Below are 25,684 nucleotides of genomic sequence, written 5' to 3'. Positions count from 1 at the left end.
GCCGAGCGAAACCGTACGGCAAGGTCGGTGGCCCGCGATAGGTTCGGACCGTGGCCACCACGACGACTCCCTCGCCCGAGCTGCCCTGGCGCAGCGCCGCCTCGATTCCCGTGCGTCCGGTCAAGCCGACGCCCACCTCGCGCAGCGTGGTCACCCCGCGCATCCCCATGGCGCTGCCGCATCCGAGCGTTCCGGGTGGCCGCTTCCGCCCTTCCGCGTACGTGGGCGAGGCCGTGCCGTTCACCGTCACGGCGTTCCGCGAGGGCCACGACCGCATCGGCGTCCAGGTTCGCCTGTTCTCGCCGTCGGGCGACGAATCGCTGCACCGTCTGAGCCCGCTGAACGACGGCTTCGACCGCTGGTCGACACTCGTGGCACCCCTCGAGCAGGGAATCTGGCGGTTCAGGTTCGAGTCCTTCGCCGACGACTTCGCCACCTGGGAGCACGCCGCCGAGCTCAAGATCGCGGCAGGCGTCGACGTCGCGCTCATGCGCGAGATGGGCGCGCAGCTGTTCGACCGCGCTCGCGGCGAGAAGAAGCGCCCGGGCAGCGACAAAGACCGTCTCTACGACGCCGCCCGCGCGCTGCGCGACCCGAACGTGCACGACGACACCGCCCTGCAGATCGTCCGCGATCCCGAGATCGCGTCGCTTTTCGAAGCGCGCCCGATGATGGGCCTGGTATCGGTCGGACGGGATGCCGAGCTGCTCGTGGAACGCGAACGCGCCGGCGTCGGCGCCTGGTACGAATTCTTCCCCCGGTCCGAGGGTGCGCGTCGCGCCGAGGACGGCAGTGTGATCAGCGGCACCTTCCGTACCGCCGCCGAGCGTCTCCCGGCCGTCGCCGACATGGGCTTCGACGTCCTCTACCTCCCGCCGATCCACCCGATCGGACAGACCAACCGCAAGGGCCCGAACAACACCCTCGTCACCGAGCCGGGCGACCCGGGCTCGCCCTGGGCGATCGGCGCCGCCGCGGGCGGGCACGACACCGTGCATCCCGACCTCGGAACGCTCGACGACTTCCGCGCCTTCGTGCAGGCCGCCCGTGAGAACGACATCGAGGTCGCTCTCGACCTGGCGCTCCAGGCCTCGCCCGACCATCCCTGGGTCACGGAGCACCCCGAGTGGTTCACGACGCTGCCCGACGGCTCGATCGCGTTCGCCGAGAACCCGCCGAAGAAGTACCAGGACATCTACCCGATCAACTTCGACAACGATCCTGAGGGGATCCGCGCAGAGGTCCTGCGAATCGTGCGCCATTGGATCGCGCAGGGCGTCACGATCTTCCGCGTCGACAACCCCCACACCAAGCCCCTGCAGTTCTGGGAGTGGCTCATCGCCACCGTCAGCGCCGAGGAACCCGGAGCGGTGTTCCTCGCCGAGGCGTTCACGCGCCCGGCCCCCCTGCAGGGACTCGCGATGGCCGGGTTCCAGCAGAGCTACACGTACTTCACGTGGCGCAACACTAAGGAGGAGCTCGAGGAGTTCCTCGGCGGCCTCGCTCACGAGACCTCCGACTTCCTGCGGCCCAACCTCTTCGTCAACACTCCCGACATCCTCACCGAGTACCTGCAGTTCGGCGGCCGCCCGGCGTACAAGATCCGCGCCGCGATCGCCGCCACCGCAGCGCCCACCTACGGGGTGTACGCCGGCTACGAGCTCTTCGAGAACGTCGCACGACCGGGCGCGGAAGAGAACATCGACAACGAGAAATTCGAGTACAAGTTCCGCGACTGGGCCGGCGCCGAGGCCGCGGGCGACTCGCTCGCCCCGTACCTCCGCATGCTGAACGCGGCGCGCCGTTCGCACCCGGCGCTGCGTCAACTGCGCAACCTCGACATCCACTGGAGCGACGACGACTCGATCCTCGTCTACTCCAAGCACCTGGCCGCCGAGCTCTCCCCCACCGGTGAGAGCGACACGATCATCGTCGTCGCCAACGTCGATCCGCACTCCGCTCGCGAGACCACGGTGCATCTCGATACGAGCGTGTTCGGCATCGAACCCGGCGTCTCATACGAGGTCGAAGACCTCGTGACGGGCCAGGTCTGGACCTGGGCCGACCACAACTTCGTGCGCCTCGACGCCTTCGTCGAGCCGGTGCACATCCTCCACGTCAAGGAGAACCGATGACCTCCCTTCCCCCCGAGATCCTGGATGCCGTCGCTCACGGCGCCCACCACGACCCGCATAGCGTGCTGGGCGTGCACGAGACGGGCGCCGGGTGGGTCATCCGCTCACGGCGCCCCCTCGCCCGCGAGGTGGTCGCCGAGCTCGCCGACGGTACGGCGGTTGCGTTGGAGCACGTGCGCGGAGGCATCTGGGAGGCACCCGTCGAGACCTATCCCGGCGCGTACACGGTGCGTGCGTCCTACGACGGTTCCGAGCACGTGTCCGACGACGGGTACCGCCACGCGCCCTCCCTCGGCGAGCTCGACCTGCACCTCATCACCGAGGGCCGTCACGAAGAGCTCTGGCGCGTCCTGGGTGCGCACGTGCGAGAGCTCGACGGTTCGGCCGGCACCGCTTTCACCGTCTGGGCCCCCGATGCGCGCGCCCTGCGTGTGATCGGCGACTTCAACGGCTGGGACGGGGCCGGACACGCCATGCGCTCGATGGGCGGCAGCGGTGTCTGGGAGGTCTTCGTCCCCGGTATCGGCGTCGGCACCCGTTACAAGTTCGAGATCCTCACCCGCGCCGGCCAGTGGATCGAGAAGGCCGACCCCATGGCCCGTCTCGCCGAGGTGCCTCCCGCCACGGCATCCGTCGTGACGGCATCCGAGTACGACTGGACCGACGACGAGTGGATCGAAGAGCGTTCGCGCACCGCACCGCTCGACCGGCCGATGTCGATCTACGAGCTCCACCTCGGCTCGTGGAAGCAGGGCCTGTCGTACCGCGAGGCCGCCGACGAGATCATCGACTACGTGGGTGCTCAGGGTTTCACCCACGTCGAGTTCCTGCCCCTCGCCGAACACCCCTTCGGCGGATCGTGGGGCTACCAGGTGTCGGGCTACTACGCCCCCACCAGCCGTTTCGGCTCCCCCGACGACTTGCGCTACCTGATCGACCGCCTGCACCGAGCCGGTATCGGCGTGATCATGGACTGGGTCCCCGGGCACTTCCCCAAGGACGACTTCGCCCTCGCGCGCTTCGACGGCGAGGCGCTGTACGAGCACCCCGATCCCCGTCGCGGAGAGCACAAGGACTGGGGAACGCTCATCTTCGACTACGGCCGCAACGAGGTGCGCAACTTCCTCGTCGCCAACGCGTTGTACTGGTTCGAGGAGTTCCACGTCGACGGCCTGCGGGTGGATGCCGTGGCCTCCATGCTCTACCTCGACTACTCCCGCAACGACGGTGAATGGGCACCCAACCAGTTCGGTGGACGTGAGAACCTCGAAGCCATCCGCTTCCTGCAGGAAGTCAACGCGACTTCTTACAAGCGCTACCCGGGCATCGCCCTGATAGCCGAGGAGTCGACCAGCTTCCCGGGGGTCACCGCCCCCACCTCTCACGCGGGCCTCGGCTTCGGGTTCAAGTGGAACATGGGCTGGATGAACGACTCGCTGCAGTACATCGGGCGCGACCCGATGTACCGCTCCCATCACGAGGGCGAGCTGTCGTTCTCCTTCGTGTACTCGTTCAGCGAGAACTTCGTCCTGCCGATCAGTCACGACGAGGTCGTGCACGGCAAGGGCAGCCTCTTCGGCCGGATGCCGGGAGACCACTGGCAGAAGCTCGCCAACATGCGCGCGTTCCTGGCCTACATGTGGGGCCATCCCGGAAAGCAACTGCTGTTCATGGGCCAGGAGTTCGGCCAGATGTCGGAATGGTCGGAGTCCCGCAGCATCGATTGGTGGATGCTCGACCAGCCCTCTCACAAGCAGCTGCACTCCTTCGTCGCCGAGCTGAACCGCGTCTACAAGGATCAGGCGGCCCTCTGGTCGCGCGATCACGACGGTGCGGCATTCTCGCGTCTCGGCGCTCCCGCGTGGAACGCGAACGTGCTCGCATTCGCGCGCCGCGATCATCACGGCAACACCATCGTGGTCGTCTGCAACTTCTCGGGCGTCCCGCTGACCGATTTCCCGCTCGATCTGCCCGAATCGGGGACCTGGAGCGAGATCCTCAACAGCGATGCCGAAGTGTTCGGCGGTTCGGGTCAAGGAAACTTCGGCGCCGTCGACACGGACGGTCGCGGAAGCGCCACCCTGACCCTCCCGCCCCTCGGCGTTCTCTGGCTCCACCACCGCGCGGGAAGCTGACACCGGCACGACAGGCCCCGGGTACTGGACCGCATGCCGCGTCCCGGTGCCCGGGGTCTGTCACGCGTGCACCTTCGCGAACGACGAACGGCCCCGTCCTCCTGAGGGAGGGCGGGGCCGCGGATCGTCCGGCGTCAGAAGAGCAGTGACGCCAGAAGCGAGCGCGCGCGGATGACGCGGGCGTCGTCGTCGCCGACGAGCCCGAAGAGGTCGAGCAGGCGCTCGCGAACCGGAGCGCGTTCGTCGGTCGGCAGAGCGGCGAAAAGGTCGAGCAGGCGGCCGAAGGCGTCGTCGACGTGACCGCCCACGACATCGAGGTCTGCGACGAGGAACTGCGCCTCGAGACCCTTCGGATCAGCGGCCGCGGCAGCGCGTGCCGCCTGGAGGTCGGCACCCTGGACGCGATCGAGAAGGCGGACCTGTCCGAGACCTGCGCGGGCATCGGCATCGCGGGGGTTCTCGGCGAGGGCCTGCTCGTAGGCGCGGATCGCGCGCGCGTAGTCGCCCTCTTCGATGGCGGCGAAGGCCTCGGCATGCAGCGGGGGCAGCTCCGGCTCGGCAACGGGGGCGTCGGGGGCGGAGCTCCCCTCGACCGGCACGGTACCGGTCACACCGTGCTGGGCGGCGAGCTGCAGGAGCTGGGCGAACACGTCGCGCACCTGCTGCTCGGGCACGGCCCCGGTGAACAGGGGAACAGGTTGACCGGCGACGAGGGCGAGCACCATCGGAATCGACTGCGCCCGGAAGCCCTGCGCGAGCTGCGGGTTCGCATCGACGTCGACCTTGGCCAGCACGAGTCGACCGGCGAGCTCGGTGACGACTTTCTCGAGGACGGGGCTGAGCTGCTTGCACGGTCCGCACCACTCGGCCCACAGGTCGATGACCACCGGCACGGTGCGCGAGAGCTCGAGCACCTCGCCGAACGTCTCGTCGGTCACGTCGAACACGAGCGGCAGGGCGTCGACCGCGTTCGCCGGCGCGGCGGTGGCGCCGGCTGCGGGAGCGGAGGGTGGCTGCGGACGGTTACGCAGCGACGAGAGGTCGACGGCACCGCGCATCACGGAACCGGGGGCGGGAGTGCTCACGGGGACACCTTCGCTTCGAGGAGGCTGGATCGGTAGCCGAGCAGGCGGATCTGGTCATCGGAGCCCTGGCTGGGCACGTAGAAGAAGACCTGGTCGGAGTATGTCGTGGTGAAGCCTGTCGCGGACTGGTCGACACCGGTGAGTGCCTTGACCGCGGGGTTGTTGTCAAGCTTGATCACGGCGTCTTTGTTCGTGGGCTTCGCCGTGTCGCTCTCGTACACGTTGACGGCGACGATGGCACCCGTGTCGAGCGTGGCCAGGGCGATCGGAGTAGCCGCTCCCGCCGAGGCCGAGAAGCTGATCTCCGCCGTTCCCGCACCGGTCTGGTTCAGCTCGTCGGTGCGTTTGGTCTTGTTGTCCTGGATCGCGGACAGCAGGAGATCGTTAGCCGTGTCGAACTTCGCGAACGAAGCGCTGTTCTGACCGTTGTTGATGACGTCGGCGTAAGCCGCGGCGACCTTCTCGGGCGCCATCACCAGGAACGAGGAGTCCGGCGGGACCTGGGTCGCGCCCACGTACGGAGCCGCCAGCTCGGGGAGGTTGGTGGAGGCTTCGAGATTGCCGACGTAGGAGGCCTTGTACTCCTCCCACGGCGTCTGCTGCGTCATCATCATGATCGTGGTCGTCGGGGTCGCGGCATCCGCCGACTCCACCACCGTCATCAGGGTGCGGGGCCACGTTCCCGTGGTCTGCGGGAGGACGATCTGCACGGGCTCCGCGGGAATCGCGGGCAGAGCCGGACGATCGGCGATCGCGGCGCGCAGCTTGTAGTTGGTCTGGCGCTCGGCCAGGGCGGGACCCGAGAGGCGCTCGGCGACCACGTTCGCATCGAGCGAGGCGTCCGCCTGGGCAACGGTCGACGAGACCTTCGAGACGATGCGCTGGGCCTGAGCCTCGGTCACCGCGGGCGGGAACTGTCCCTCCGGGACGATCACCGTGGGCGTCGGGCTCGGCGAATCCGTCGCGGCGAGCTGCGGCCAGGCATCGGCGGAGCAGCCCGCGAGAAGGGCCACCGACACGCCCAGAGCCGGCACGGCCACCAGCGCACGACGACCACCGAGGGCGCCGCGTACGCGCGCGCCTGCCCGGCGACCGGGGCTCTGTGTCACGACGCCCTTGCTCTCGCCATCCGCGCCGATCGTCGAGATCGGCTCGGTCACGGGCAGCGGCAGGCCCTTGCGGCGCGGACGACGCTGGCGACGCACATGGCGGATGCCCAGCAGGTAGAGAATCAGGCCGATCAACAGGACGATCCCACCGCCGACGATGAGGGGACCGGCCCACGGCGTGGAGTCGTCGATCGGCCAGGTGAGGCTGATGTTCGCGGGCGCCGGGGCGGTCCCGTCGGACGCGACGAGGACGCTCATGTCGCTCGGGAGCTGAAGGGTGGTCGACAGCGACCCGGTCTGCTCGAACTCATCGAGCCAAAGATCGGAGTCCACGGGAGAGCGTCCGGTCGTCGCGGCGCCGGAGGCGGGTGTCACCGTCGGCTCGACCTCGGAGGTCTGCACCGTTCCCTCGCCGTCGAGCGTGACGGAGGTGTAGGCGACGTCGGCGAGCCACGCCTTCACATCGGCGGTGCGCCCGTACGAAGCGAACACGGCGCCGTCGCCCTGGACGCGTAGCGTCTGCGCACCCGGGACGCTGTTCAGCACCGCTCCGTCGATCAACGTGAACGCCGTCGATCCCTCGGTCTGCACGTTCGCCGAGGTCTCCGAGGGTCCGTGGAACACGGTCCTTTGAGCGATACCGGCACCGATCATGGCCGCAGCGATGACGAATGCCACCACGGCCCAGACGAATCTCACGCTTCACACCATCCCCACCGGTGGCTCGGGCGCCACCGAATCGACATTTCAGACTATCCGAGGGTGCCTGAAAGTTCTCGGCAAGGCCCGTCGCGCGCTCGGACGGCTGTCGGCTCAGTATCCTGACGACACGGGCGCACCTGCCCGGCTGATGCGGGAGTCGTTCGGCATGAAGATCCACAACCCCTTCCGGGTCGCTCTGCTCGCCACCCTCGGCGTGGGAGTCGGCCTGCTGCTCATCGGCAGCGTGCAGAACCTCTCGACGATCCTGCTGTACGTCGGAACGGCGCTGTTCCTCTCCCTGGGCTTGGACCCCGTGGTCTCGTTCCTCGAGCGTCGCGGGCTCCCCCGCTGGGCGGCCGTGCTGGTCACGATCCTGGCGGTGCTCGGCGTCTTCGCCGGCATCATCTTCATGGTCGTGCCCATCATCGTCAGCCAGATCGCCCAGCTCGTCACGCAGATCGAGCAGTTGCTGCAGCCCGGCCGATGGAACGAGATCGTCACCGACGTGCAGACCTGGGTGTCGCAGACGCTCCCCTGGCTCAAGATCGACGAGGTCTGGGCGGGTATCCAGCACTGGTTCTCGACGCTGGATGTCGGAAGCATCTCCACCATGATCGGCAACAGTCTGCTGACCATCGGCGGCGCGGTCGCGGCCGGCCTCGGCGGCGCCTTCATCGTGCTGATCCTCACGATCTACTTCACGGCATCCACCCCCTCGCTGAAGTCGGCCGTCTATCAGCTGGTTCCGGCGTCGAAACGTGCGCGTTTCATCGAGTTGGCCGAGAAGATCACCGACTCCGTCGGCTACTACGTCATGGGACAGGTCAGCCTCGGCGTCATCAACGGCGTGCTGAGCGCGATCTTCCTGTCCATCATCAACGCCCCCTTCCCCGCCGTCCTCGCGGTGATCGCGTTCTTCTTCTCGCTGATCCCCCTCGTCGGCACGCTCACGGGTTCGACGATCATCGTCCCTGACCTGCCTCATCCCCGGCCTCGGCACACCCACCTGGGCGATCGTGGCCGCGGCGATCTACTACCTCGTCTACATGCAGATCGAGGCGTACGTGATCTCCCCGCGCATCATGAACCGCGCCGTGTCGGTGCCGGGGTCGGTCGTGGTCATCTCGGCACTGGCCGGCGGCGCGCTGCTGAACCTGCTGGGCGCGCTCATCGCGATCCCGGTGGCGGCGAGCATCCTCATCATCTACCGCGAGGTCATCATCCCGCGACAGAACGAGCGCTGATCCTCAGCCCCCGAGCTCGCCGTCCCACTCGGTGGGCAACGGCAGGGCGTCGGGGTTCACCGCAGCGACGATCTCGGTCAGCACGCGGCGCGTCTGCGTCTCGCCGACCCACAGATGCTTGCCGCCGTCGACTGCGATGAGGGTGGCATCCGGAACGGATGAGAAACGCTCACGGGCTTCGGCGGGACGCAGGTAGTCGTCGAACTCGGGCACCAGCACGACCATCCGGCGTGCATCGCCCGCCCAGGCGCCGACCTCTTCGGCCGTCGCGCGGTGCAGCGGGGGTGAGAGCAGGATGACGCCCTCGATGTCGTGATCGCGTCCGTACTTCAGGGCGAGCTCGGTGCCGAACGACCACCCCACGAGCCAGGGGCGCGGAAGACCGCGCTCCCGCACGAAGTCGACGGCCGCCGCCACGTCGAAGCACTCCTTCGCTCCCCCGTCGAAGGCGCCCTCGCTCGTTCCCCGCGCAGACGTGGTGCCGCGGGTGTTGAACCGCAGCACGGCGAGGTTCGCAAGCGCCGGAAGCCGGCCAGCGGCCTTGCGCAGGATGTGCGAGTCCATGAATCCGCCCGCGGTGGGCAGCGGATGCAGAGTGACGAGGGTCGCGACCGGCTCGTCATCGGCGGGAAGAGCGAGTTCGCCCACGAGGGTCAGCTCGTCGACCGTGCGCAGCTCGACCTCCTCACGGCGGGCGGGCAGCAGAACGGGTCCGCGAATCTCCATCAGGCGATCCTCCAACAGTGCGTGTGCCAATGACGCCGGGCGGCGAGGTCGGCAGCGTCTCCGAGAACGCCATCGGCGCGCCAGACGACCAGATGAGCGGTTCCGGCCTCGACGGTGCGGCCGCAGCCCGGACACAGGTAGTCCTTGACCGCCTGGGCAGCGGAGATCGGCTGCACTGTCCACTCGCCGCCGCGTTTGACCTCGGTGCGCTTCCACCCCGCGATCAAACGGTCGAGAGAGTCGTCGCTGCGCGACGAATCGGGGCGTCTCTTACGGGAGCGGGGCATGGATGCCGCTCACCACCAGTGGTTGGCGGTCCAGAACGCGTACGCGCCGGCCCAGCCGCCGTAGCGACCGGTGGCGTAACCGGTTCCCCAGCGCAGGTTGTCGACCGGGTCGTAGCCGTTGCCGGGGACCTTGCTGCACGGCAGGGCCTGGACCAGGCCGCACGCTCCCGACGACCGGTTCGTCGCGTTCGGGTTCCAGCCGCTCTCGCGACTGACGATGTAGTCGACGTAGCCCATGTCGGCTTCGGAGATGCCGGCTGCGGCCATCCACTCGGCGGGAGCCCCGCCGCCGGAATACAGCACGGGACCGGAGTTGCCCGACGACGAACCCGAGCCCGCGTCTTTCGAGCGCGCCGGAGCCGGGGTGGGCGTCGGGGTCGGCTTGGGCTTCACGTAGACGTTGTAGCTTGCGCGATCGAGCTGCGGAGCCTGCTTCTCTCCCGAGGTCGAGACCGCTTGCGTATCGCCGAGGCCCTCGGCGTACAGCGTGACGGTGTGCGGCTCTTCGGCCTGCGCGGGCAGCAGTGAGGCCCCCATGGGGCCCACGTAGGCTCCCACGAACAGAACGGCGGCGGCGGCTCCGAAGACGCCGACCACCCCACGACGGCGCGACCACCGCGGACCGGAGCGACGAGGGAGCGTCGGCGGGACCACGTCAGCCCACGCGCCCCGGCGGGCGACACGGGAGGCGGATGCACGCGAAAGTTCCGAACCAGAAGTCACAGTGCGCCCGATTCTACCGACGCCCGAGCGAGGATGCCACGCGCGAGGGTCATCCGACGGCGAGCATCACTTCGACGACCGCGTCAAGCACCGCATCGACCTGCGTCTCGCGATACCCACCCCGCTGCATCCGGAAGGCGACGGAGCGGACCTGCTCGGGCGTCACCGGATCACCCGCGGCGAGATAGCGCGCGACACGCTCCGCGACGACGTCGGCCTCGTCCACGCGGTAGCCGTAACGGAGAACACCCACTCGGTCGAATCGCGAACCACGCGGTCGACGGAGTCGGTCGAGGACCACCTGAGCCGTGTCGCGGGTTTCGGCGACCCAGGCGCGGGCACCGAGACGAGACAGGGCGTACTCGCGCTCGCGCGCGGCGAAGGCATCTTCGACCCGGCCGAGGGCGGCGTCGACCACTTCTACCCGGTACCCGCCCTTGACGAGCGGGAACGCGGCGGCACGCACCTCGGACGAACGCAACGCACCCAGATCATCGGCCTCGAAGGCTTCACGGGCACGGGCCAGGAACACGTCCACGGCACGCTTCTCGTACCCCTTGGTGCGACCCGAGGTCGTCGGGAACGGTGTCGCGGCCGCAGTGTCGTGGATCGGCGTCTCGGTCATGACACTCCCAACGGGGCGAGCAGATAGAACATCACGAGGGCGGCGGTCGCCGACGGAAGAATCGAATCGAGCCGGTCGAGCACTCCCCCGTGACCGGGGAGCCACGAGCTCATGTCCTTGATACCCAGATCGCGCTTGAGCATCGACTCGCCGAGATCGCCGACTGTCGCCGTCGCGAGTACGGCGGCACCGAAGATGAGCCCGGCCCACCACGGCACCTGCAGCATGAAGGCAGCGAGTAGGGCACCGGCGAGGAGCGCGGCGACGCACGCGCCCGCGAAGCCCTCCCAGGTCTTCTTCGGACTGATGCGAGGGGCCATCGGATGCCGCCCGCCCCGGCCGAACGTCAGGCCCGAGACGTAGGCCCCGGTATCGGCAGCCACCGCGAGGATCAGGAACGCGAGCACCCACCACTCGCCGCGAGGCTGTGCGAGAAGGATCATCGCGACGCTCGTGAGGAACGGCACGTACAGCTGAACGAAGCTCGCGACCAGCACGTCGCCGATGACCTCGATGTGCGCGCGCCCGTCGGAGGCGAACATCTGCGCCGTGAGCCGCCACACGATGACCACGACGACGGCCGCCAGGGTCGCGACCCAGTGCACCCATGGCCCGAGGAAGAATCCGCTGAGCAGCAGCAGGAAGCCCATGACGAGCTGGGGAACGACATCGACGCGTCGACCCGACACCTGCAGGGCCCGCGAGAACTCCAGGACGCCGAGCACCATGGCGGCGGCGGCGAACAGCACGAACAACCACTTGATGAAGATCAGCGAGGCGACGACGATCGCACCGATGCCCACACCGATCAGGGTCGCGACAATGAGGTCGCGGCCGGTGCGCTGCTTGAGCCGCTCGTTCGCCTGATCGAACTCCGCACGGGCATTGGCGATGTGCTGCTCGGCATCCGATCGCATGGCGCGCAACTGCGACTCGATCGCGTTCACGCCCTCGCCCGTGTTCGGCGAACGGCGCGCCGGATCGAGCCGGCGAGGCGAGGCGGTCGGGTGGACCGGCTCGCCTTCGCCGATTTCGGGGGCGTCGGGCATGGGTGTCAGACCTCGAGGAGCTCTGCCTCTTTGCGCTTGAGCGCCTCGTCGATGAGGTCGACGTGCGTGCGCGTGACCGCGTCGAGCTCTTTCTCGGCGCGAACGAGTTCGTCTTCTCCGACGTCGCTCTTCAGCGCGTCGAGGTCGTCCTTGGCCTTGCGGCGGAGGTTGCGCACCTGCACCTTGGCGTCCTCGCCCTTGCCGCGCACGATCCTCACGTACTCCTTGCGGCGGTCCTGGGTGAGCTCGGGCATCGTGACGCGCACGATCGTGCCGTCGTTGGTCGGGTTGACCCCGAGGTTCGGCATGTCGCGAATGGCCTGCTCGATGGCCTTCAACGCCGACTTGTCGTACGGGTTGATGACGAGAGTGCGTGCCTCGGGGTTGTTCAGCGAAGCCAGCTGGGCGAGAGGGGTGGGCGACCCGTAGTAATCGACCATCACCTTCTGGAACATCTGGGGGTTCGCGCGCCCGGTACGGACCGTCGCGAAGTCTTCCTTGGCGGCCTCCACGGCGCGATCCATACGCGCTCCGGCATCGGCGAGGACATCGGAAATCACGGTGACTCCATTCGTTGGGACTGACTGATCAGTCTAGTCGCGCGCGAGCCCGGCTCCCCGGGCTCGCGCGGCGCGTCATGCGGTGACGAGCGTGCCGATCGTCTCGCCGAGCAGGGCCCGCGTGACGTTCCCCGCGGGCTCCATGCCGAACACGCGCATGTCCATACCGTTGTCCATGCAGAGGCTGAACGCGGTGGAGTCCACGACCTTGAGTCCCTTCTGCAGCGCATCACCGTAGGTGACGTGGTCGAGCTTGGTCGCATCCGGATCCACGTTCGGGTCGGCGGTGTAGACGCCGTCGACGCCGTTCTTGGCGACGAGGACCTCGGTCGCGCCGATCTCCAACGCGCGCTGGGCGGCGACCGTGTCGGTCGAGAAGTAGGGAAGGCCCGCACCCGCACCGAAGATCACGACGCGGCCCTTCTCGAGGTGACGCACCGCGCGGCGCGGGATGTAGGGCTCCGCCACCTGCGTCATCGAGATGGCGGACTGCACGCGGGTGGCGGCACCGGCCTGCTCGAGGAAGTCCTGCAGTGCGAGGGAGTTCATCACCGTGCCGAGCATGCCCATGTAGTCGGCGCGCCCGCGGTCCATCCCGCGCTGGCTGAGCTCGGCACCCCGGAAGAAGTTCCCACCGCCGACGACGATGGCGATGTCGACGCGGTCCACCGCCTCGGCGATCTCGCGGGCGATCTGTCCCACGACGTCGGGATTCACGCCCAGTTGGCCGCCGCCGAACGCCTCCCCCGACAGCTTCAGCAGAACTCGGCGGCGCTTGGTGGATTCATCGATCACGTGTGATGTCCTCTCGTCTTGAACAAACTATCCCCCCGCACCTGCGACCGATACGACGGAACCGATATGGGTAGCGGGCAGGGAAAAGGCCCGGGATGCCGTGGCATCCCGGGCCTCATGACGGGCCCTGAGCCTGTCTAAGGGTTACGCGCCGACCTTGAAGCGGGCGAAGTCGGTCAGCGTGAGACCGGCGTCGGACGCGACCTTGGCGACGGACAGCTTGTTGTCCTTCGCGTAGTCCTGGTCGAGCAGCGAGACCTGCTTGAAGAACGCGTTGACGCGTCCCTCGACGATCTTCGGCAGCGCGGCCTCGGGCTTGCCCTCGTTGCGGGAGATCTCGGTGACGATCTCGCGCTCCTTCTCGACGTCGGCCTCGGGCACGGCGTCGCGCGTGAGGTACGAGGGGTTCGCGAACGAGATGTGCTGCGCGATCGAGCGAGCGGTCTCGGCGTCGTCGCCCGAGTAGGCGAGGACCACGCCGACCTGCGGGGGCAGGTCCTTGCTGGTCTTGTGCAGGTAGACCTCGAACTTGTCGCCCGAGATGGTGCGCACGCGACGGAGCTCGACCTTCTCGCCGATGATCGCGGCCTCGTCCGAGATGAGCTGCTCGACGGTCTTGCCGTCGGCGTCGGCGGCCAGGGCGGCCTCGACCGAGTCGGCACCGGCGGCGGCGGCCGCGTCGACGACCTTGTCGGCCAGCGCGATGAAGCGCTCGTTCTTGGCGACGAAGTCGGTCTCGCAGGCGAGCTCGAGCAGCGTCACGGAACCGTCGTTCTCGCGAGCGGCGACGAGGCCCTCGCTGGTCGAACGGTCGGCGCGCTTGGCGTTGCCCTTGGCGCCCTTGAGGCGCAGGATCTCGACGGCCTTCTCGACGTCGCCGTCAGCCTCTTCGAGCGCCTTCTTCGTGTCGACCATGCCCGTGCCGAGCTGCTCGCGCAGCGCCTTGATGTCGGCGATCGTGAAGTTTGCCATGGTGTGGCGTCTCCTTGTCGTTTTCGTTCTCGATGTGAGCCCGGCGGGGCCGTGCCGCTGCCCTGCGAAGAGGGAGCTGTCACGACCCCGCCGGATCGTAGCCTGTGCGGGTGACGCACCGTTCACACGTGGGCGAACGGATTGCCTCGCGGCTTACTTGCTGTCGGTGGCCTCGGCGTCGGCGGCCTCGGTCGACTCGGCGGCCGGAGCCTCGGCCGACTCGGCGACGGGCGCCTCGGTCGACTCGGCGGCGGGAGCCTCGGTCGACTCGGCGGGCGCCTCGAGAAGCTCGCGCTCCCACTCGGCGAGGGGCTCGGCGGCCTCTTCCTCGCCAGCGGGCTGGTGACGCTGGATCAGGCCCTCGGCGGCGGCGTCGGCGATGATGCGCGTGAGCAGGCTCACGGAGCGGATCGCGTCGTCGTTACCGGGGATCGGGTACTGGAACTCGTCGGGGTCGGCGTTCGTGTCGAGGATGCCGATCACGGGGATGCCGAGCTTCTTGGCCTCGTCGACCGCGAGGTGCTCGCGCTTGGCGTCGACGACCCAGATGGCCGACGGGGTCTTCTGCAGGTTGCGGATACCACCGAGCGACTTGTGCAGCTTGTCGAGCTCGCGCTTCTTGAGCAGCAGCTCCTTCTTGGTGAAGCCGCTCTCGGCGGGGTTCTCGTAGTCGAGCTCCTCGAGCTCCTTCATGCGGGCGAGGCGCTTCGACACCGTCTGGAAGTTGGTGAGGAGGCCACCGAGCCAGCGCTGGTTCACGTAGGGCTGGCCGACGCGGGTCGCCTGCTCGGCGAGGACTTCCTGCGCCTGCTTCTTGGTGCCGACGAAGAGGATGGTGCCGCCGTGCGCGACGGTCTCCTTGACGAACTCGTACGCCTTGTCGATGTAGCCGAGCGACTGCTGCAGGTCGATGATGTGGATGCCGCTGCGCTCGGTGAGGATGAAGCGCTTCACCTTCGGGTTCCACCGGCGGGTCTGGTGTCCGAAGTGAACGCCGCTGTCGAGCAGCTGGCGGATGGTGACGACGGCCATGGTCGTACTCCTGTTTCTGGGCGCTTTCGCGCCATGGTTGTGGTTGTTCGCGTCAGACGGTCCGCCTGACGAGCCTGGTGCCCGGCGCACACCCGCCGACCGCCGAAGCGGAGGACCATGGGGTGTGGATGCCGCGCGGTGCGCCACCCCGAGGGGCGTCGCGTTGCGCTGTGGGCACGCGGAGTCATCTCGACGAGCGAGATGCAGGGTCCAGCATACAGGACTGCTCCTCCCCAGCCGCGTGCGGGGCGCGGACTCTCCCCGGTGGCACCTCCCCGCCCGCGGTCGGAACGCGGAGCGCGGAAGACTTCCGGGATGTTCTCGGCACTGCTTCGCTCTCTGGGCCTGGTCGTCCTGATCGCGGTCGCGCTCGTACCGCCACGAGCAGAGGCCGCGGAAACCGATCCGCTCGCCCATCTCGGATGGGTGTGGCCGGCGACACCCGCGCAGGTGACTCGAGCGTTCGTCGCCCCCGCGCACGCGTACGGTCCGGGACACCGCGGCATCGATCTGCGCGCCGACGCGGTTCGATCCCCCGCAGATGGACGGATCGCCTTCGTCGGGATGGTCGCCGGTCGCGACATCCTCACGATCGACCACGGGGGCGGGCTCGTGACGACTTTCGAGCCGGTCGTCACCGAGCTCGCCGTGGGCGACACGGTCGCGCGGGCAGCGCTCGCGGGCAGGGTCTCCGCGGGCGGTCACGCGACGCCCGGCACCGTCCACTTCGGCGTCCGGTTCCACAGCGACTACGTCAACCCTCTGAGGCTGCTGGGTGGGGTACCGCGGGCCGTGCTCCTGCCATGCTGCTGAACCGCGCTCAGCCGATCTGGTTGCCCCGGCCCTCGACCGTCTGCGCTCCCACTCCCCCCGTGGCGCGGATGACGTTGTCCTGACCGCGGACGGTGACGGACGAGACCGCGCCTCCCGCGTCGACCGTCGAGCGGTCTCCGCTCAGATCGATGCTGCCGATGGCTCCGGCGGCGCGGACAGAACCGTCGTTGCCCTGGAGGACGAGCACGTCGATCGCCGCGGCATCCACTCGAGCGCGGTCTCCTGAGATGCGGAGGGTGCGGATGGATGCCGCCGAAGCGTCGATCGAGAGGGCGGAGCCCGACACGGTGAGTTCGGAGCAGGTGCCGACGATGCGGACGGTCTGCTCGGCCCCTGACACCGACTGGCTGCCGCCGTCGCCGCACGAAAGCGCGTCAGCCGGAGCGTCCCCGGGAGGACTGGTCGAGACACCGGTCTGGGCCGGCACGGGAGACGCCGTCACGACGGACGGAGACGGAACCGCCGCAGCGGGCGGCGGGCTCGAGACGGCGAATCCGGGAGGCAGACGGGTCTCGACCGGCTCGGGTGTCAGGCTGCAGGCGCTGAGCGCGATGGCGAGGCCGACCACGCCGATCGCGGCGGGCGCCAGGCGGTGAAGGTCCACGACTCCACGCTAAGGGGTGGGGCGCACGTGCGCACGCGAGGCGCTGTCGACGCGAGCGCGCTGCCGCTGCCGAGCTGTGAGGGCCGAGTGCGCGGAGGACGCCGCGCGAGACCTCTTACGTCAGGCTCGGGGGTGGGCGAGACGGTAGGCCTCGCGCAGACGCTCGGCCGAGACGTGCGTGTAGATCTGGGTCGTGCCCAAGCTCGCGTGCCCGAGGATCTCTTGAACGGCACGAAGATCCGCCCCTCCGTCGAGCAGGTGGGTCGCCGCGGAGTGGCGGAGGGCGTGAGGCCCGAGCGCCTCCGTGCCGACGCTCGGCGCGACCGTCCTCGTGACGAGCGTGTGAACGGCCCGCGGCCCGAGCCGAGCCCCTTTCGCGCCGAGAAAGACGGCGCGACCGTCGCCAGGGGCAACCGCGCGCGCCTTCCCGCGACCGTTCGAGCCCCGCGTCGCGGCGCCGTCGCCCCCCGCGTCGGGAGTGGTGGAGGCTTCCAACGCACGAGCCCGCAACGCCGGACGTGCTCGCACGAGATAGGCCTCCAACGCACGAGCCGCGGGGAGCCCGAACGGGACCACTCGGTCCTTGTCGCCCTTACCCCGCAGAAGGAGGGTCCGTCGCTCGTGATCGACGTCGTCGAGGTCCAGTCCGCACACCTCGGACACACGAGCGCCGGAGCCGTACAGCAGTTCGAGCAGGGCGTGATCGCGCAGGGCGACCGGATCTCCGCCGGCCGCGTGCTCGGCGCTGGCGGCGAGCACCCGCTCCATCGCGTCCGCCGTGGCCACCACGGGAAGTGTTCGTCCGCGTTTGGGTGACACGAGCCGCTGCGAGGGATCGGAGGCGACGATCTCCGCCTCGACCGCCCAGGCGAAGAACCCTCTGACCGTCGACGCTCGACGCGCCGCGGTCGCCTTCGACTGCCCGGATTTCGCGGCCTGCCACTGCCACTCACGCAGGTCCTCGACATCGACGTCCGCCAGGACTCGATCGCCCAGGGCCGAGACGAGGTGGGCGAGGTCGGACCGATACGACCGCACCGTCGCGACGGAAAGCCGACGCACGTCGGACAGATGGGCCAGGTAGCCCTCCACGGCTTCCGTCAGGTGCATTCATCCAGACTGCCCGCCGATCGCCCTCGAGGGTTCGACGACGCGCGAGATCTCGTTCATCGCTCCCCCCGCGAGCGCGCCGCCGTCCAGAGACCGTCGTCATCGCGGCGGACTCTGCCCTCGAGCTCGGCGAAGCCGAGGAGCACGCCCGCTTCATCGACCGACAACCCGCTCCGGCGTGCGATCTCGACCGTCGAACGAGCCGTGCGCGGGGAGAGCGCGTCGAACACCCTCGTCGTCTCGTCCGTCCGATCCGTCGGGTTCTGCGGCTCCTGCACGTGCGTCCCGATCATCTCGAGAACGTCCGCCGACGACGTCACGCACACCCCGCCGAACTCGCGGAGGATCCGGTGGCATCCCGCGGAGGCGGCGCTCGTGACGGGCCCGGGTACCGCACCGAGCGCGCGGCCGAGGCTCGCCGCGTGAGCGGCTGTGTTGAGCGAGCCGCTCCGCCAGCCGGCCTCGACGACCACGACCGCGTCGGCTATCGCCGCGATCAGACGGTTCCTCGCGAGGAACCTCCACTTGGTGGGTGCCGCACCGCAGGGCGTCTCACTCCACACCGCGCCCTCGCTTGCGATCCTCGACAGCAGGCCCTCGTGCCCGCGGGGATAAGCGCGGTCCACACCCCCGGCGAGGAAGGCGAGCGTCTTACCCCCCGTCGACAACGCGGCGCGATGGGCCGCCCCGTCGATCCCGTAGGCCGCACCCGAGACCACGACGACGCCAGCGGCCGACAGTTCCGCGGCGAGGTCGGCCGCCACGCCCTCGCCGTAGGCCGTGGACGCCCGAGCACCCACCAGCGCGACGGCGGGACGATCGCTCGCCACGTCTCCCCCACGACGCCAGAGAGCCGCCGGCGCGTGATCGCCGAGGTCGTCGAGCCGCGTGGGCCAACGGTCATCCCCCGGCACGACGAGCGAGGCGCCCGCGCGACGAGCGGCGTCGAGCACCGCGGTGATGGCCTCCGGCTGCAGGCGCGGAAGCCAGCGCGCTCTCGCGGCCCGGAACTGCGCGTCCTGCGTCTCGGTGGCGACGCGTAGGGCCTCCACCGCCCCGTGCGTCGCGATGAGCGCACCCGCCGATCCGTCGCCCGGTTCGGCGAGGACGCTCCAGACGGCCCGGGCGTAGGCCTCCTCGACCCCCGCGTCGCTCCCCCTGAGCCCCGCGAGCGCCCGGCGAGCCTGCCCGGGATCGACGACGAACGCCGTCACGCGACCGCTCCCCGGCGCAGAAACAGAGCGCGACCGACGTCTTCGGATCGCAGCGCGTCGTGACCGGCGATATCGGCGACCGTCCAGGCAACGCGCAGCAGCCGGTCGTACCCGCGCAAGGTCAGGGCACCGCGACGCAGCGCCGTGTCGAGAGGCCGCAGCACATCGGGCGAAGGAGCCGCGTGTCCGCGCAGCCACGTCCCGGGGACGTCGGCGTTTCGACGCCAGGGCGTCTGCGCCCATCTTTGCGCGGCGCGCGCACGCGCCTTCGCCACGATGGCGCGTGCCTCTTCGGATGACATCGATCGCGCGCTGCCCTCGTGACGGGCGGTCGACACACGTTGCAGCCGTAGGTCGATGTCGATGCGGTCGAGAAGCGGGCCGGAGAGACGCCGCGTGTATCGCCGGATCGCCTGCGGAGCGCACTCGCACGAACCGCCCGCTACCCCGTACTGACCGCAGGGACAGGGGTTCGTCGCCACGACGAGCTGGAACCGCGCCGGATACGTCGCGGAGACCCCGGACCGGTGCACCTGGATCACACCGCTCTCGAGCGGCTGTCGGAGGGCGTCGAGAACGGATGCCGGAAACTCGCCGCCCTCGTCGAGAAACAGCACCCCCTCACTCGCGCGGGCGATGGCCCCCGGTCGCACGACGCCCGATCCGCCGCCGATCAACGCCGCGGCGGTCGCCCCGTGATGAGGGCTCTCGAACGGAGGCGTCCGCGACAGGCGCGTTACAGCCTCGCCCGACAACGAGCGGATCGAAGCGACCGACAGCGCTGCCTCGTCGCCCAAGGGCGGCAGGATGCCGGGGAGCCGTCGCGCCAGCATGGTCTTCCCCGCACCCGGGGGTCCGCTCATCAATAGGTGGTGCCCGCCCGCAGCGGCGACCACCAGCGCGTCGACCGCATCCCTCTGCCCCACGACGTCGGCGAGTTCGAGACACTCGTCTTCCGCCACGCCCGTCGCCGGTGCCGCGACCGGCTCGAGGTCGACGGCATCGCTGTTCCCGCCGTGCCACCGCACCACTTCGGCGAGGCAGCCGGCCGCGAACACCTCGACGCCGTCGATGAGTCCGGCCTCCGCGGCGTTCGCCGACGGAACCACTACCCGTCGGTGCCCCGCCCGCTGTGCCGCGACCACCGCGGGCAGCACTCCGGGAACGGGTCGGAGACGGCCGTCGAGCCCGAGCTCGCCGATGTGCACGGTCTCTGCGACGCGTGCGGCATCCATCCGCACCGACGTGGCGAGAGCGGCGACGGCGATGGCCACGTCGAATCCCGACCCGCGCTTGGGCAGGCTCGCTGGAGAGAGGTTGACGGTGATCCGCCGCTTCGGCAGGTCGAGACCGCGGTTCGTGCAGGCGCCGCGCACGCGCCGTCCGGCCTCGCCCAGGGCCTTGTCGGCGAGCCCGATGATCGAGAACTCCGGGGTCTGCGACGACACGTCGGCCTCGACCTCGACGAGGTCTCCGTGCAGCCCCGACAGAGCGACGGCCCAGGTGCGCGCGAGGGTCACAACGCGTCCTCGAGGTGCTCGAGGCGAGCGTGCGCGGGATCGGCCCCGACCAGACCGATCGCATCGACCCGGAGCCGCCGGCCTCGCGCCTCGTCCGGGTGGGCCGCGAGCCACGCCATCGCCAGGCGCCACAGACGCTGCGCCTTGCGGGCGTCGATCGCCTCGAAGGGATGACCGTAGTCCTCGGTCCGCCGGGTCTTGACCTCGACCACCACCAGCGTCTCGCCGCGCACCGCGACGATATCGATCTCGCCGCGAGCGCACCGCCAGTTGCGCGAGAGGATGCGGTAGCCGTCGTCCGTCAGGTACGCGGCGGCGCGGTCTTCGCCGGCCCTGCCGAGCTCGTCTTTCGTTGCCATGCCCGAGAGCGTCGCATCCGTCTCACCCGGCCCGCGGCACGCGAACGGCTATCCGGGGACAGCGGCGTGAACCGCCCCTCTGTGGAGGAGTCTCAGTTGTCGAGAGAGAGCTCGTCCGGAAGCTGGAAGTCGTGGCGCGAGAGCTCCTCGACGTTGACGTCTTTGAAGGTGAGCACCCGCACCGACTTCACGAACCGGTCGGCGCGGTAGATGTCCCACACCCAGACGTCCGTCATCGAGATCTCGAAGTAGAAGTCGTGCTCGGTGTCGCGGCGGACGACATTGACGTCGTTCGCGAGATAGAACCGGCGCTCGGTCTCGATCACATAGGTGAATTGGCGCACGACATCGCGGTACTCGCGGTACAGGGCCAGCTCGAGTTCGCGGTCGTAGTCCTCGAAGACGTCGTCATCCATGGTTGTTCCATCCTAGGCGGGCGCCGTCATCCCGGCCGCACGGTGGTCTCGCTCGGGCGAGTCCCGCGGACGGCGCTCACGAGAGTCAGAAGAGCGTCGGGGCGGCGGCGATCGCCCAGGAGTGCCGGTGGTGCACGCTCATGCCGTACGCGGTGATCGCGTCGCGATGGTCGAGGCTCGCGTACCCCTTGTTCCGAGCCCACCCGTACGCCGGATGGTCGTCGTGCAAGCCCGTCATCAGCGTGTCGCGGGCAACCTTGGCGATGACGGATGCCGCGGCGGCGCTCGCACAGTCACGGTCGGCCTTGATGATCGGGCGCACCGTCAGACCGGACTCCCCCGCGGGCGTGATGTAGTCGTGGTTGCCGTCGAGGATCACCACGGCGTCTTCGGGCACGACGCCGTGCGCGCGCAGATCGGCGATGGCGCGGACCGCGGCCAGACCCAGTGCCCGGATGATGCCGATCTCGTCGACCTCGACCGAGCTCGCCCATCCGACGGAGCTGTGCTGCACGAAGGCTGCCGCGCGCGCGGCGACGTCGGGGCGACGCGCCTCGGGCACGAGCTTGGAATCCCGCAGCCCCTGCGGCACCCTCTTGCGCGAGCGCGTCGGATCGATCACCGCGGCCCCCACCGCGACGGGACCCGCCAGGGCTCCGCGCCCGACCTCGTCGCACGCGATGACGATCGCGTGCTCCTTGAGCAGGCGACGCTCGAGGGTGAGAGTGGGTTCGATCACTTCGCCGCCGGCGCGGGAACCCCCGCGAACACCTCGTGGTGGAAGTCGATCAGACCGAAGCGCGTGAACGGCCAGGTGATGAGGAAGGCACGACCCACGACGTTGTCGACGGGAACGAAGCCCTGTCCCGGCTGGTCCTGGTTGAAGCGCGAATCGCGCGAGCTGTTGCGGTTGTCGCCGAGCACCCACAGCGAACCATCGGGCACGGTGATGTCGTACGGGACGGGCTCGGGCGCGGTGGCGCCGGGGGCGAGACGGACGTAGCTCTCGTCGAGGGGAACGCCGTTGACCGTCGTCTGCCCGAGAGCGTTGCAGCAGACGACGTGATCGCCCGCCGTGCCGATGACGCGCTTGATGAGGTGGTCGTCGCTGTCGGGAGCGGACAGGCCGAAGAGCGAGAGCACCCAGTCCGCGCCCTCGACGACCGGCGACCGCTGCTCGGAGGGGCTCGGGGGCAGCCACCCGCCCGGATCGCGGAACACGACGACGTCACCCCGCGAGTACTGACCGAAACGCGGAGTCAACTCGTCCACGAGGATGCGGTCCTTGATCATCAGCGTGTTCTCCATCGACGCCGACGGGATGTAGAACGAGCGCACGACGAACGTCTTGACGAGGAACGACACCACGAGCGCGATCAGCACGATCACGAGGAGGTCGCGCAAGAACGCTCCCCATCCGCGTCGACGTCGTCCGGCGGGGCGGGATGCCACGGCATCCGAGGTCGAGGCGGTCTGATCGCTCATGTGTTCCTTCACCGGGTCCGACGCACACCGACCGAACCGCAGGAACCAGGGTCGCACATCGCGGAGCCGCCCCGTGACCGCCCTCGCCGTGAGAACGCCGAACGCCCCGGGGGTGAGACCCACGGGGCGTTCGAGAGAGCGGACTCAGCGGTCGCGCTTCTCCTTGATCTTCGCCTTCTTGCCACGCAGGCTGCGCAGGTAGTACAGCTTGGCGCGACGCACGTCACCGCGGGTGACGACCTCGATGTGGTCGATCACGGGGCTGTGAACCGGGAAGGTGCGCTCGACGCCGACCTGGAAGCTGACCTTGCGGACGCAGAAGGTCTCGCGAACGCCGTCGCCCGAGCGGCCGATGACGACGCCCTGGAACACCTGGATACGCGAGCGGTTGCCTTCGGTGATGTTGACGTGGACCTTGACGGTGTCGCCGGGGCCGAAGGTGGGGATGTCTGAGCGGAGCGAAGCCGCGTCGACGGAGTCGAGGATCTGCATGATCATCACTTCCTGCGACCGCCACAGGTCGATCGCACGATAAGAGGGAAAAGGTGAGGCGTGCCCGAAGCCGCGAGAGCGGCTGACTCCCCTGAGGCAGAGCCGGTCAGGGCACAATCGACCATTCTGCCACGCCGGGGCCGACCAGCCAAAACGGTTCGCCCGACGGGATCCGGGAGTCGCGCGTCACTCGGCGCGACGGGACTCGGTCACGACGATGACCTCGGCATCCGTCGGCCGGGTCACACGCTCGCGCGCGGGCGGGATGTAGGCCGTACCGTCGGGCGTGTGCAGCACGGTCATCGCGCCGCGCGCCTCGCTCCACAACTGCGCGAGCGTCGACCAGAACAACACGAGCGCGCCCACGATCGACAGCACGAGCAGAGGGAAGAAGACGCGGGAGTCGAACAGACCGAGGGCGACGATCACGACGTGCCAGACTCCGAGACCGGCCAGATCCCGCCACGACACCGCGCGATTCTCACGCACGCTGCCGCGCGCACGGATCAGCAACGACAGCACGAGCTGCGAGATGAACACAGCCGGCACCGCGACGAAGAGCCACAACAGCCCCCAAGCACTGCCCCCGGAGAACACGATCCACCCGACGAACAACCACAGCGGCAGAACGAAAGCGGCCGGGAACAGCCAATGGAGGAACAGTCTTCGCAGCGCCATGACCCGATGCTAGGGCTCCACCATGTGCTTCGCCTCTGAGAAACCTATGGCGACGTCCGGTCGGGCAGCCGCCTCGCGCATCGGGGAGAATGGAGGTTCGACGCGAGAGGAACCACCCATGATCGAACTGCGCACCCCGGCCGAGATCGACGCGATGCGCCCCGCCGGACGCTTCGTCGCGGAGGTGCTGGCCACGCTGCGTGCCGAGACGAAGGTGGGAACGAACCTCCTGCAGCTGGACCGTCGCGCGCACGAGATGATCCGCTCGGCGGGGGCCGAGTCGTGCTACATCGATTACCACCCCTCGTTCGGCGCGAGCCCCTTCGGCAAGGTGCTCTGCACCTCGATCAACGACGCCGTGCTGCACGGACTCCCCCACGACTACACGCTGCGAGACGGCGACCTCGTGTCGCTCGACTTCGCCGCGTCTGTCGACGGCTGGGTCGCCGACTCGGCCGTCTCATTCGTCGTGGGTACCGCGCGCGACGAGGACCTCGCACTCATCGACACGACCCAGCGCGCACTCGCTGCGGCGATCGAGGCGGCGACCGTCGGGCACAAGATCGGCGACATCTCCGCCGCGATCGCCTCCGTCGCCCACGCGGACGACCTCAGCATCAACCTCGACTTCGGCGGTCACGGTGTCGGCCGCACCATGCACGGCGACCCCCACGTCGCCAACGACGGCAAGGCCGGACGCGGCTACCCCCTGCGCGCAGGTCTCGTCCTCGCCCTCGAGCCCTGGTTCCTGCAGACCACCGATGAACTCGTCACCGACCCGGACGGGTGGACGCTTCGCAGCGCCGACGGCTCGCGTGGCGCGCATTCCGAGCACACGGTGGCGATCACGGCCGAGGGCCCGATCGTGCTCACCGACCGCTCGTTCCTCGGCGTTGACTGAAGAACGTCTCCGGATGCCGCGGCCTCGAGGTCGCGGCATCCGTCATGTCCGGCCCGTCCTGCGGCGGCGGACCTCCGAAGAACCGCTCGCTCTTCTCCGGCTGCACCGCGGAGAATGCGAGAGCGCGCCGACCCGGGGGCTCGGCGAACGTGAGACAGTGCCGCAGATCCCGCATGCCGCGGAGCGTCGCGCCGACGAGCGTCAGTCGGCGAGCAGGTCGGGCCGACGCTCGCGGGTGCGCTGCACCTGCTGCTCACGCCGCCAGGTAGCCACAGCGCCGTGGTTGCCGCTGAGAAGCACGGGAGGCACCTCGCGCCCGCGCCACGCGGCGGGCTTGGTGAACGAGGGGTATTCGAGCAGGCCGTCCTCGTGCGACTCCTCGACCAGGCTCTCGGGGTTGCCGACGACACCGGGAATGAGGCGCCCGATCGCTTCGACCATCGCCATGACGGCGACCTCACCGCCGTTCAGCACGTAGTCGCCGAGCGATATCAGGCGCACGTCACCGAGCTCGGCCGCGTACTCGAAGACGCGCTCGTCGATGCCTTCGTATCGCCCGCAACCGAACACGAGGTGCGGTGCGGTGGAAAGCTCGCGGGCTGTCGCCTGCGTGAACCGTTCGCCCGCGGGCGAGGGGAAGATGATGACAGGGCGAGACTCGGCGTCGCGCGTCACGTCATCGAGGGCCTCGCCCCAGGGCTCGGGTTTCATCACCATGCCGGCACCGCCACCGTAGGGGGTGTCGTCGACCGTGCGGTGTCGGTCGTGCGTGTACGCGCGCAGATCCCGGATGCGCACGTCGAGCAGGCCGCTCTGCCGGGCCTTGCCGAGCAGCGAGACCTCGAGAGCGTCGAAGATCGTCGGAAAGATCGAGACGACGTCGATGCGCACG

At 69.2% G+C, this 25,684-nt stretch carries 26 protein-coding genes and 1 pseudogene; 5 read left to right on the top strand and 22 right to left on the bottom strand.

Annotated features, from left to right (window positions below; genetic code table 11):
• Window positions 1-167 precede the first annotated feature (167 nt).
• A complete protein-coding gene (locus QE454_RS12475; protein ID WP_307461057.1) occupies window positions 168-2,135 on the top strand; it encodes a maltotransferase domain-containing protein in 1,968 nt (655 codons plus the stop codon).
• Window positions 2,132-4,270, top strand: a complete 2,139-nt coding sequence (gene glgB, locus QE454_RS12470; protein WP_210074725.1) for a 1,4-alpha-glucan branching protein GlgB — start codon at window positions 2,132-2,134, stop codon at window positions 4,268-4,270. The genes QE454_RS12475 and glgB overlap by 4 nt, the downstream gene beginning before the upstream one ends.
• A 134-nt stretch (window positions 4,271-4,404) precedes the next feature.
• On the opposite strand, the gene QE454_RS12465 is transcribed toward glgB, so the two are convergent.
• Together QE454_RS12465 and QE454_RS12460 are read right to left on the bottom strand one after the other, a co-directional pair.
• Window positions 4,405-5,355 carry a tetratricopeptide repeat protein gene (locus QE454_RS12465; RefSeq protein ID WP_309668677.1) on the bottom strand — a complete coding sequence of 317 codons (951 nt, stop codon included), beginning with the start codon at window positions 5,353-5,355 and terminating at the stop codon, window positions 4,405-4,407.
• Window positions 5,352-7,163 carry a glycosyl transferase gene (locus QE454_RS12460; RefSeq protein WP_307317099.1) on the bottom strand — a complete coding sequence of 604 codons (1,812 nt, stop codon included), beginning with the start codon at window positions 7,161-7,163 and terminating at the stop codon, window positions 5,352-5,354. Before QE454_RS12460 ends, QE454_RS12465 begins: the two co-directional genes overlap by 4 nt.
• Window positions 7,164-7,332: 169 nt before the next feature.
• Here QE454_RS12460 and QE454_RS12455 point away from each other — a divergent pair.
• Window positions 7,333-8,410: pseudogene (locus QE454_RS12455) on the top strand (AI-2E family transporter).
• A 3-nt stretch (window positions 8,411-8,413) separates the two neighbouring features.
• Here QE454_RS12455 and QE454_RS12450 read toward each other — a convergent pair.
• From QE454_RS12450 to rpsB, 9 genes are all read right to left on the bottom strand, one after another.
• A complete protein-coding gene (locus tag QE454_RS12450; RefSeq protein ID WP_307455077.1) occupies window positions 8,414-9,136 on the bottom strand; it encodes an alpha/beta hydrolase in 723 nt (240 codons plus the stop codon).
• Window positions 9,136-9,423, bottom strand: a complete 288-nt coding sequence (locus QE454_RS12445) for a hypothetical protein (protein WP_210074716.1) — start codon at window positions 9,421-9,423, stop codon at window positions 9,136-9,138. The genes QE454_RS12450 and QE454_RS12445 overlap by 1 nt, the downstream gene beginning before the upstream one ends.
• Before the next feature lie 9 nt (window positions 9,424-9,432).
• Window positions 9,433-9,960, bottom strand: coding sequence for a transglycosylase SLT domain-containing protein (locus QE454_RS12440; RefSeq protein WP_210074714.1), 528 nt, complete (start codon window positions 9,958-9,960; stop codon window positions 9,433-9,435).
• Between the two features lie 235 nt (window positions 9,961-10,195).
• A complete protein-coding gene (locus QE454_RS12435) occupies window positions 10,196-10,771 on the bottom strand; it encodes a DivIVA domain-containing protein (RefSeq protein ID WP_307455082.1) in 576 nt (191 codons plus the stop codon).
• The gene (locus QE454_RS12430) at window positions 10,768-11,820 is read right to left on the bottom strand and encodes a phosphatidate cytidylyltransferase (protein WP_307455086.1); all 1,053 of its coding nucleotides are present in this window, start codon (window positions 11,818-11,820) and stop codon (window positions 10,768-10,770) included. Before QE454_RS12430 ends, QE454_RS12435 begins: the two co-directional genes overlap by 4 nt.
• Window positions 11,821-11,825: 5 nt before the next feature.
• On the bottom strand, window positions 11,826-12,380 hold the full coding sequence (gene frr, locus QE454_RS12425) for a ribosome recycling factor (RefSeq protein WP_307455088.1): 555 nt from the start codon (window positions 12,378-12,380) through the stop codon (window positions 11,826-11,828).
• Window positions 12,381-12,455: 75 nt separating this feature from the next.
• The gene (gene pyrH / locus QE454_RS12420) at window positions 12,456-13,175 is read right to left on the bottom strand and encodes a UMP kinase (RefSeq protein WP_210074706.1); all 720 of its coding nucleotides are present in this window, start codon (window positions 13,173-13,175) and stop codon (window positions 12,456-12,458) included.
• A 144-nt stretch (window positions 13,176-13,319) separates the two neighbouring features.
• Window positions 13,320-14,147, bottom strand: coding sequence for a translation elongation factor Ts (tsf, locus tag QE454_RS12415; RefSeq protein WP_103208967.1), 828 nt, complete (start codon window positions 14,145-14,147; stop codon window positions 13,320-13,322).
• A 153-nt stretch (window positions 14,148-14,300) separates the two neighbouring features.
• A complete protein-coding gene (gene rpsB / locus QE454_RS12410) occupies window positions 14,301-15,179 on the bottom strand; it encodes a 30S ribosomal protein S2 (RefSeq protein WP_210074704.1) in 879 nt (292 codons plus the stop codon).
• A 315-nt stretch (window positions 15,180-15,494) separates the two neighbouring features.
• Here rpsB and QE454_RS12405 point away from each other — a divergent pair, with 315 nt between their 5' ends.
• Window positions 15,495-15,992: a murein hydrolase activator EnvC gene (locus QE454_RS12405; protein WP_307455090.1), complete on the top strand. Its 498-nt coding sequence runs from the start codon at window positions 15,495-15,497 to the stop codon at window positions 15,990-15,992.
• 7 nt (window positions 15,993-15,999) lie between these two features.
• Here QE454_RS12405 and QE454_RS12400 read toward each other — a convergent pair whose 3' ends face one another.
• From QE454_RS12400 to QE454_RS12355, 10 genes are all read right to left on the bottom strand, one after another.
• Complete coding sequence (locus tag QE454_RS12400; RefSeq protein WP_307455093.1) at window positions 16,000-16,617, bottom strand: DUF3060 domain-containing protein; 618 nt, start codon at window positions 16,615-16,617, stop codon at window positions 16,000-16,002.
• A 120-nt stretch (window positions 16,618-16,737) separates the two neighbouring features.
• Entirely contained in the window at window positions 16,738-17,727 is a 990-nt protein-coding gene (locus QE454_RS12395; RefSeq protein WP_307455095.1) for a tyrosine recombinase XerC, read from the bottom strand.
• A gap of 56 nt (window positions 17,728-17,783) precedes the next feature.
• Window positions 17,784-18,941, bottom strand: coding sequence for a DNA-processing protein DprA (gene dprA, locus QE454_RS12390; RefSeq protein ID WP_307455098.1), 1,158 nt, complete (start codon window positions 18,939-18,941; stop codon window positions 17,784-17,786).
• Complete coding sequence (locus QE454_RS12385) at window positions 18,938-20,461, bottom strand: YifB family Mg chelatase-like AAA ATPase (RefSeq protein ID WP_307455100.1); 1,524 nt, start codon at window positions 20,459-20,461, stop codon at window positions 18,938-18,940. Before QE454_RS12385 ends, dprA begins: the two co-directional genes overlap by 4 nt.
• Window positions 20,458-20,820: a YraN family protein gene (locus tag QE454_RS12380; protein WP_307455102.1), complete on the bottom strand. Its 363-nt coding sequence runs from the start codon at window positions 20,818-20,820 to the stop codon at window positions 20,458-20,460. Before QE454_RS12380 ends, QE454_RS12385 begins: the two co-directional genes overlap by 4 nt.
• Before the next feature lie 92 nt (window positions 20,821-20,912).
• Window positions 20,913-21,236 (bottom strand): DUF2469 family protein, encoded by a 324-nt coding sequence (locus tag QE454_RS12375; RefSeq protein ID WP_055836674.1) that lies wholly within the window; start codon window positions 21,234-21,236, stop codon window positions 20,913-20,915.
• Window positions 21,237-21,321: 85 nt separating this feature from the next.
• Window positions 21,322-21,975, bottom strand: a complete 654-nt coding sequence (locus tag QE454_RS12370) for a ribonuclease HII (protein WP_307455104.1) — start codon at window positions 21,973-21,975, stop codon at window positions 21,322-21,324.
• On the bottom strand, window positions 21,972-22,721 hold the full coding sequence (gene lepB / locus QE454_RS12365) for a signal peptidase I (RefSeq protein WP_210074688.1): 750 nt from the start codon (window positions 22,719-22,721) through the stop codon (window positions 21,972-21,974). The genes QE454_RS12370 and lepB overlap by 4 nt, the downstream gene beginning before the upstream one ends.
• A 144-nt stretch (window positions 22,722-22,865) precedes the next feature.
• Entirely contained in the window at window positions 22,866-23,213 is a 348-nt protein-coding gene (rplS, locus tag QE454_RS12360) for a 50S ribosomal protein L19 (protein ID WP_267787110.1), read from the bottom strand.
• Window positions 23,214-23,399: 186 nt separating this feature from the next.
• Complete coding sequence (locus QE454_RS12355; RefSeq protein WP_307455108.1) at window positions 23,400-23,891, bottom strand: MFS transporter permease; 492 nt, start codon at window positions 23,889-23,891, stop codon at window positions 23,400-23,402.
• Window positions 23,892-24,009: 118 nt separating this feature from the next.
• Here QE454_RS12355 and map point away from each other — a divergent pair, with 118 nt between their 5' ends.
• A complete protein-coding gene (map, locus tag QE454_RS12350; RefSeq protein ID WP_210074681.1) occupies window positions 24,010-24,792 on the top strand; it encodes a type I methionyl aminopeptidase in 783 nt (260 codons plus the stop codon).
• A 201-nt stretch (window positions 24,793-24,993) separates the two neighbouring features.
• Here map and trmD read toward each other — a convergent pair whose 3' ends face one another.
• Complete coding sequence (gene trmD, locus QE454_RS12345) at window positions 24,994-25,683, bottom strand: tRNA (guanosine(37)-N1)-methyltransferase TrmD (RefSeq protein ID WP_307455110.1); 690 nt, start codon at window positions 25,681-25,683, stop codon at window positions 24,994-24,996.
• Between the last annotated feature and the right edge of the window lies 1 nt (window position 25,684).

The organism is Microbacterium sp. SORGH_AS_0454 (assembly GCF_031453395.1).
GTDB lineage: Bacteria > Actinomycetota > Actinomycetes > Actinomycetales > Microbacteriaceae > Microbacterium.
This window is presented reverse-complemented; position numbering and strand designations above follow the sequence as displayed.

Excerpts from the sequence above, each read along its gene's own strand:
- QE454_RS12395 (WP_307455095.1), bottom strand. The coding sequence starts at position 17,727 with ATGCACCTGACGGAAGCCGTGGAGGGCTACCTGGCCCATCTGTCCGAC.
- QE454_RS12435 (WP_307455082.1), bottom strand. The coding sequence starts at position 10,771 with ATGACCGAGACGCCGATCCACGACACTGCGGCCGCGACACCGTTCCCG.
- QE454_RS12430 (WP_307455086.1), bottom strand. The coding sequence starts at position 11,820 with ATGCCCGACGCCCCCGAAATCGGCGAAGGCGAGCCGGTCCACCCGACC.
- QE454_RS12475 (WP_307461057.1), top strand. The coding sequence starts at position 168 with ATGGCGCTGCCGCATCCGAGCGTTCCGGGTGGCCGCTTCCGCCCTTCC.
- QE454_RS12375 (WP_055836674.1), bottom strand. The coding sequence starts at position 21,236 with ATGGATGACGACGTCTTCGAGGACTACGACCGCGAACTCGAGCTGGCC.
- rpsB (WP_210074704.1), bottom strand. The coding sequence starts at position 15,179 with ATGGCCGTCGTCACCATCCGCCAGCTGCTCGACAGCGGCGTTCACTTC.
- rplS (WP_267787110.1), bottom strand. The coding sequence starts at position 23,213 with ATGCAGATCCTCGACTCCGTCGACGCGGCTTCGCTCCGCTCAGACATC.
- map (WP_210074681.1), top strand. The coding sequence starts at position 24,010 with ATGATCGAACTGCGCACCCCGGCCGAGATCGACGCGATGCGCCCCGCC.
- QE454_RS12380 (WP_307455102.1), bottom strand. The coding sequence starts at position 20,820 with ATGGCAACGAAAGACGAGCTCGGCAGGGCCGGCGAAGACCGCGCCGCC.
- QE454_RS12445 (WP_210074716.1), bottom strand. The coding sequence starts at position 9,423 with ATGCCCCGCTCCCGTAAGAGACGCCCCGATTCGTCGCGCAGCGACGAC.
- QE454_RS12405 (WP_307455090.1), top strand. The coding sequence starts at position 15,495 with ATGTTCTCGGCACTGCTTCGCTCTCTGGGCCTGGTCGTCCTGATCGCG.
- QE454_RS12440 (WP_210074714.1), bottom strand. The coding sequence starts at position 9,960 with ATGGGGGCCTCACTGCTGCCCGCGCAGGCCGAAGAGCCGCACACCGTC.
- glgB (WP_210074725.1), top strand. The coding sequence starts at position 2,132 with ATGACCTCCCTTCCCCCCGAGATCCTGGATGCCGTCGCTCACGGCGCC.
- QE454_RS12450 (WP_307455077.1), bottom strand. The coding sequence starts at position 9,136 with ATGGAGATTCGCGGACCCGTTCTGCTGCCCGCCCGCCGTGAGGAGGTC.
- QE454_RS12355 (WP_307455108.1), bottom strand. The coding sequence starts at position 23,891 with ATGGCGCTGCGAAGACTGTTCCTCCATTGGCTGTTCCCGGCCGCTTTC.
- tsf (WP_103208967.1), bottom strand. The coding sequence starts at position 14,147 with ATGGCAAACTTCACGATCGCCGACATCAAGGCGCTGCGCGAGCAGCTC.
- lepB (WP_210074688.1), bottom strand. The coding sequence starts at position 22,721 with ATGAGCGATCAGACCGCCTCGACCTCGGATGCCGTGGCATCCCGCCCC.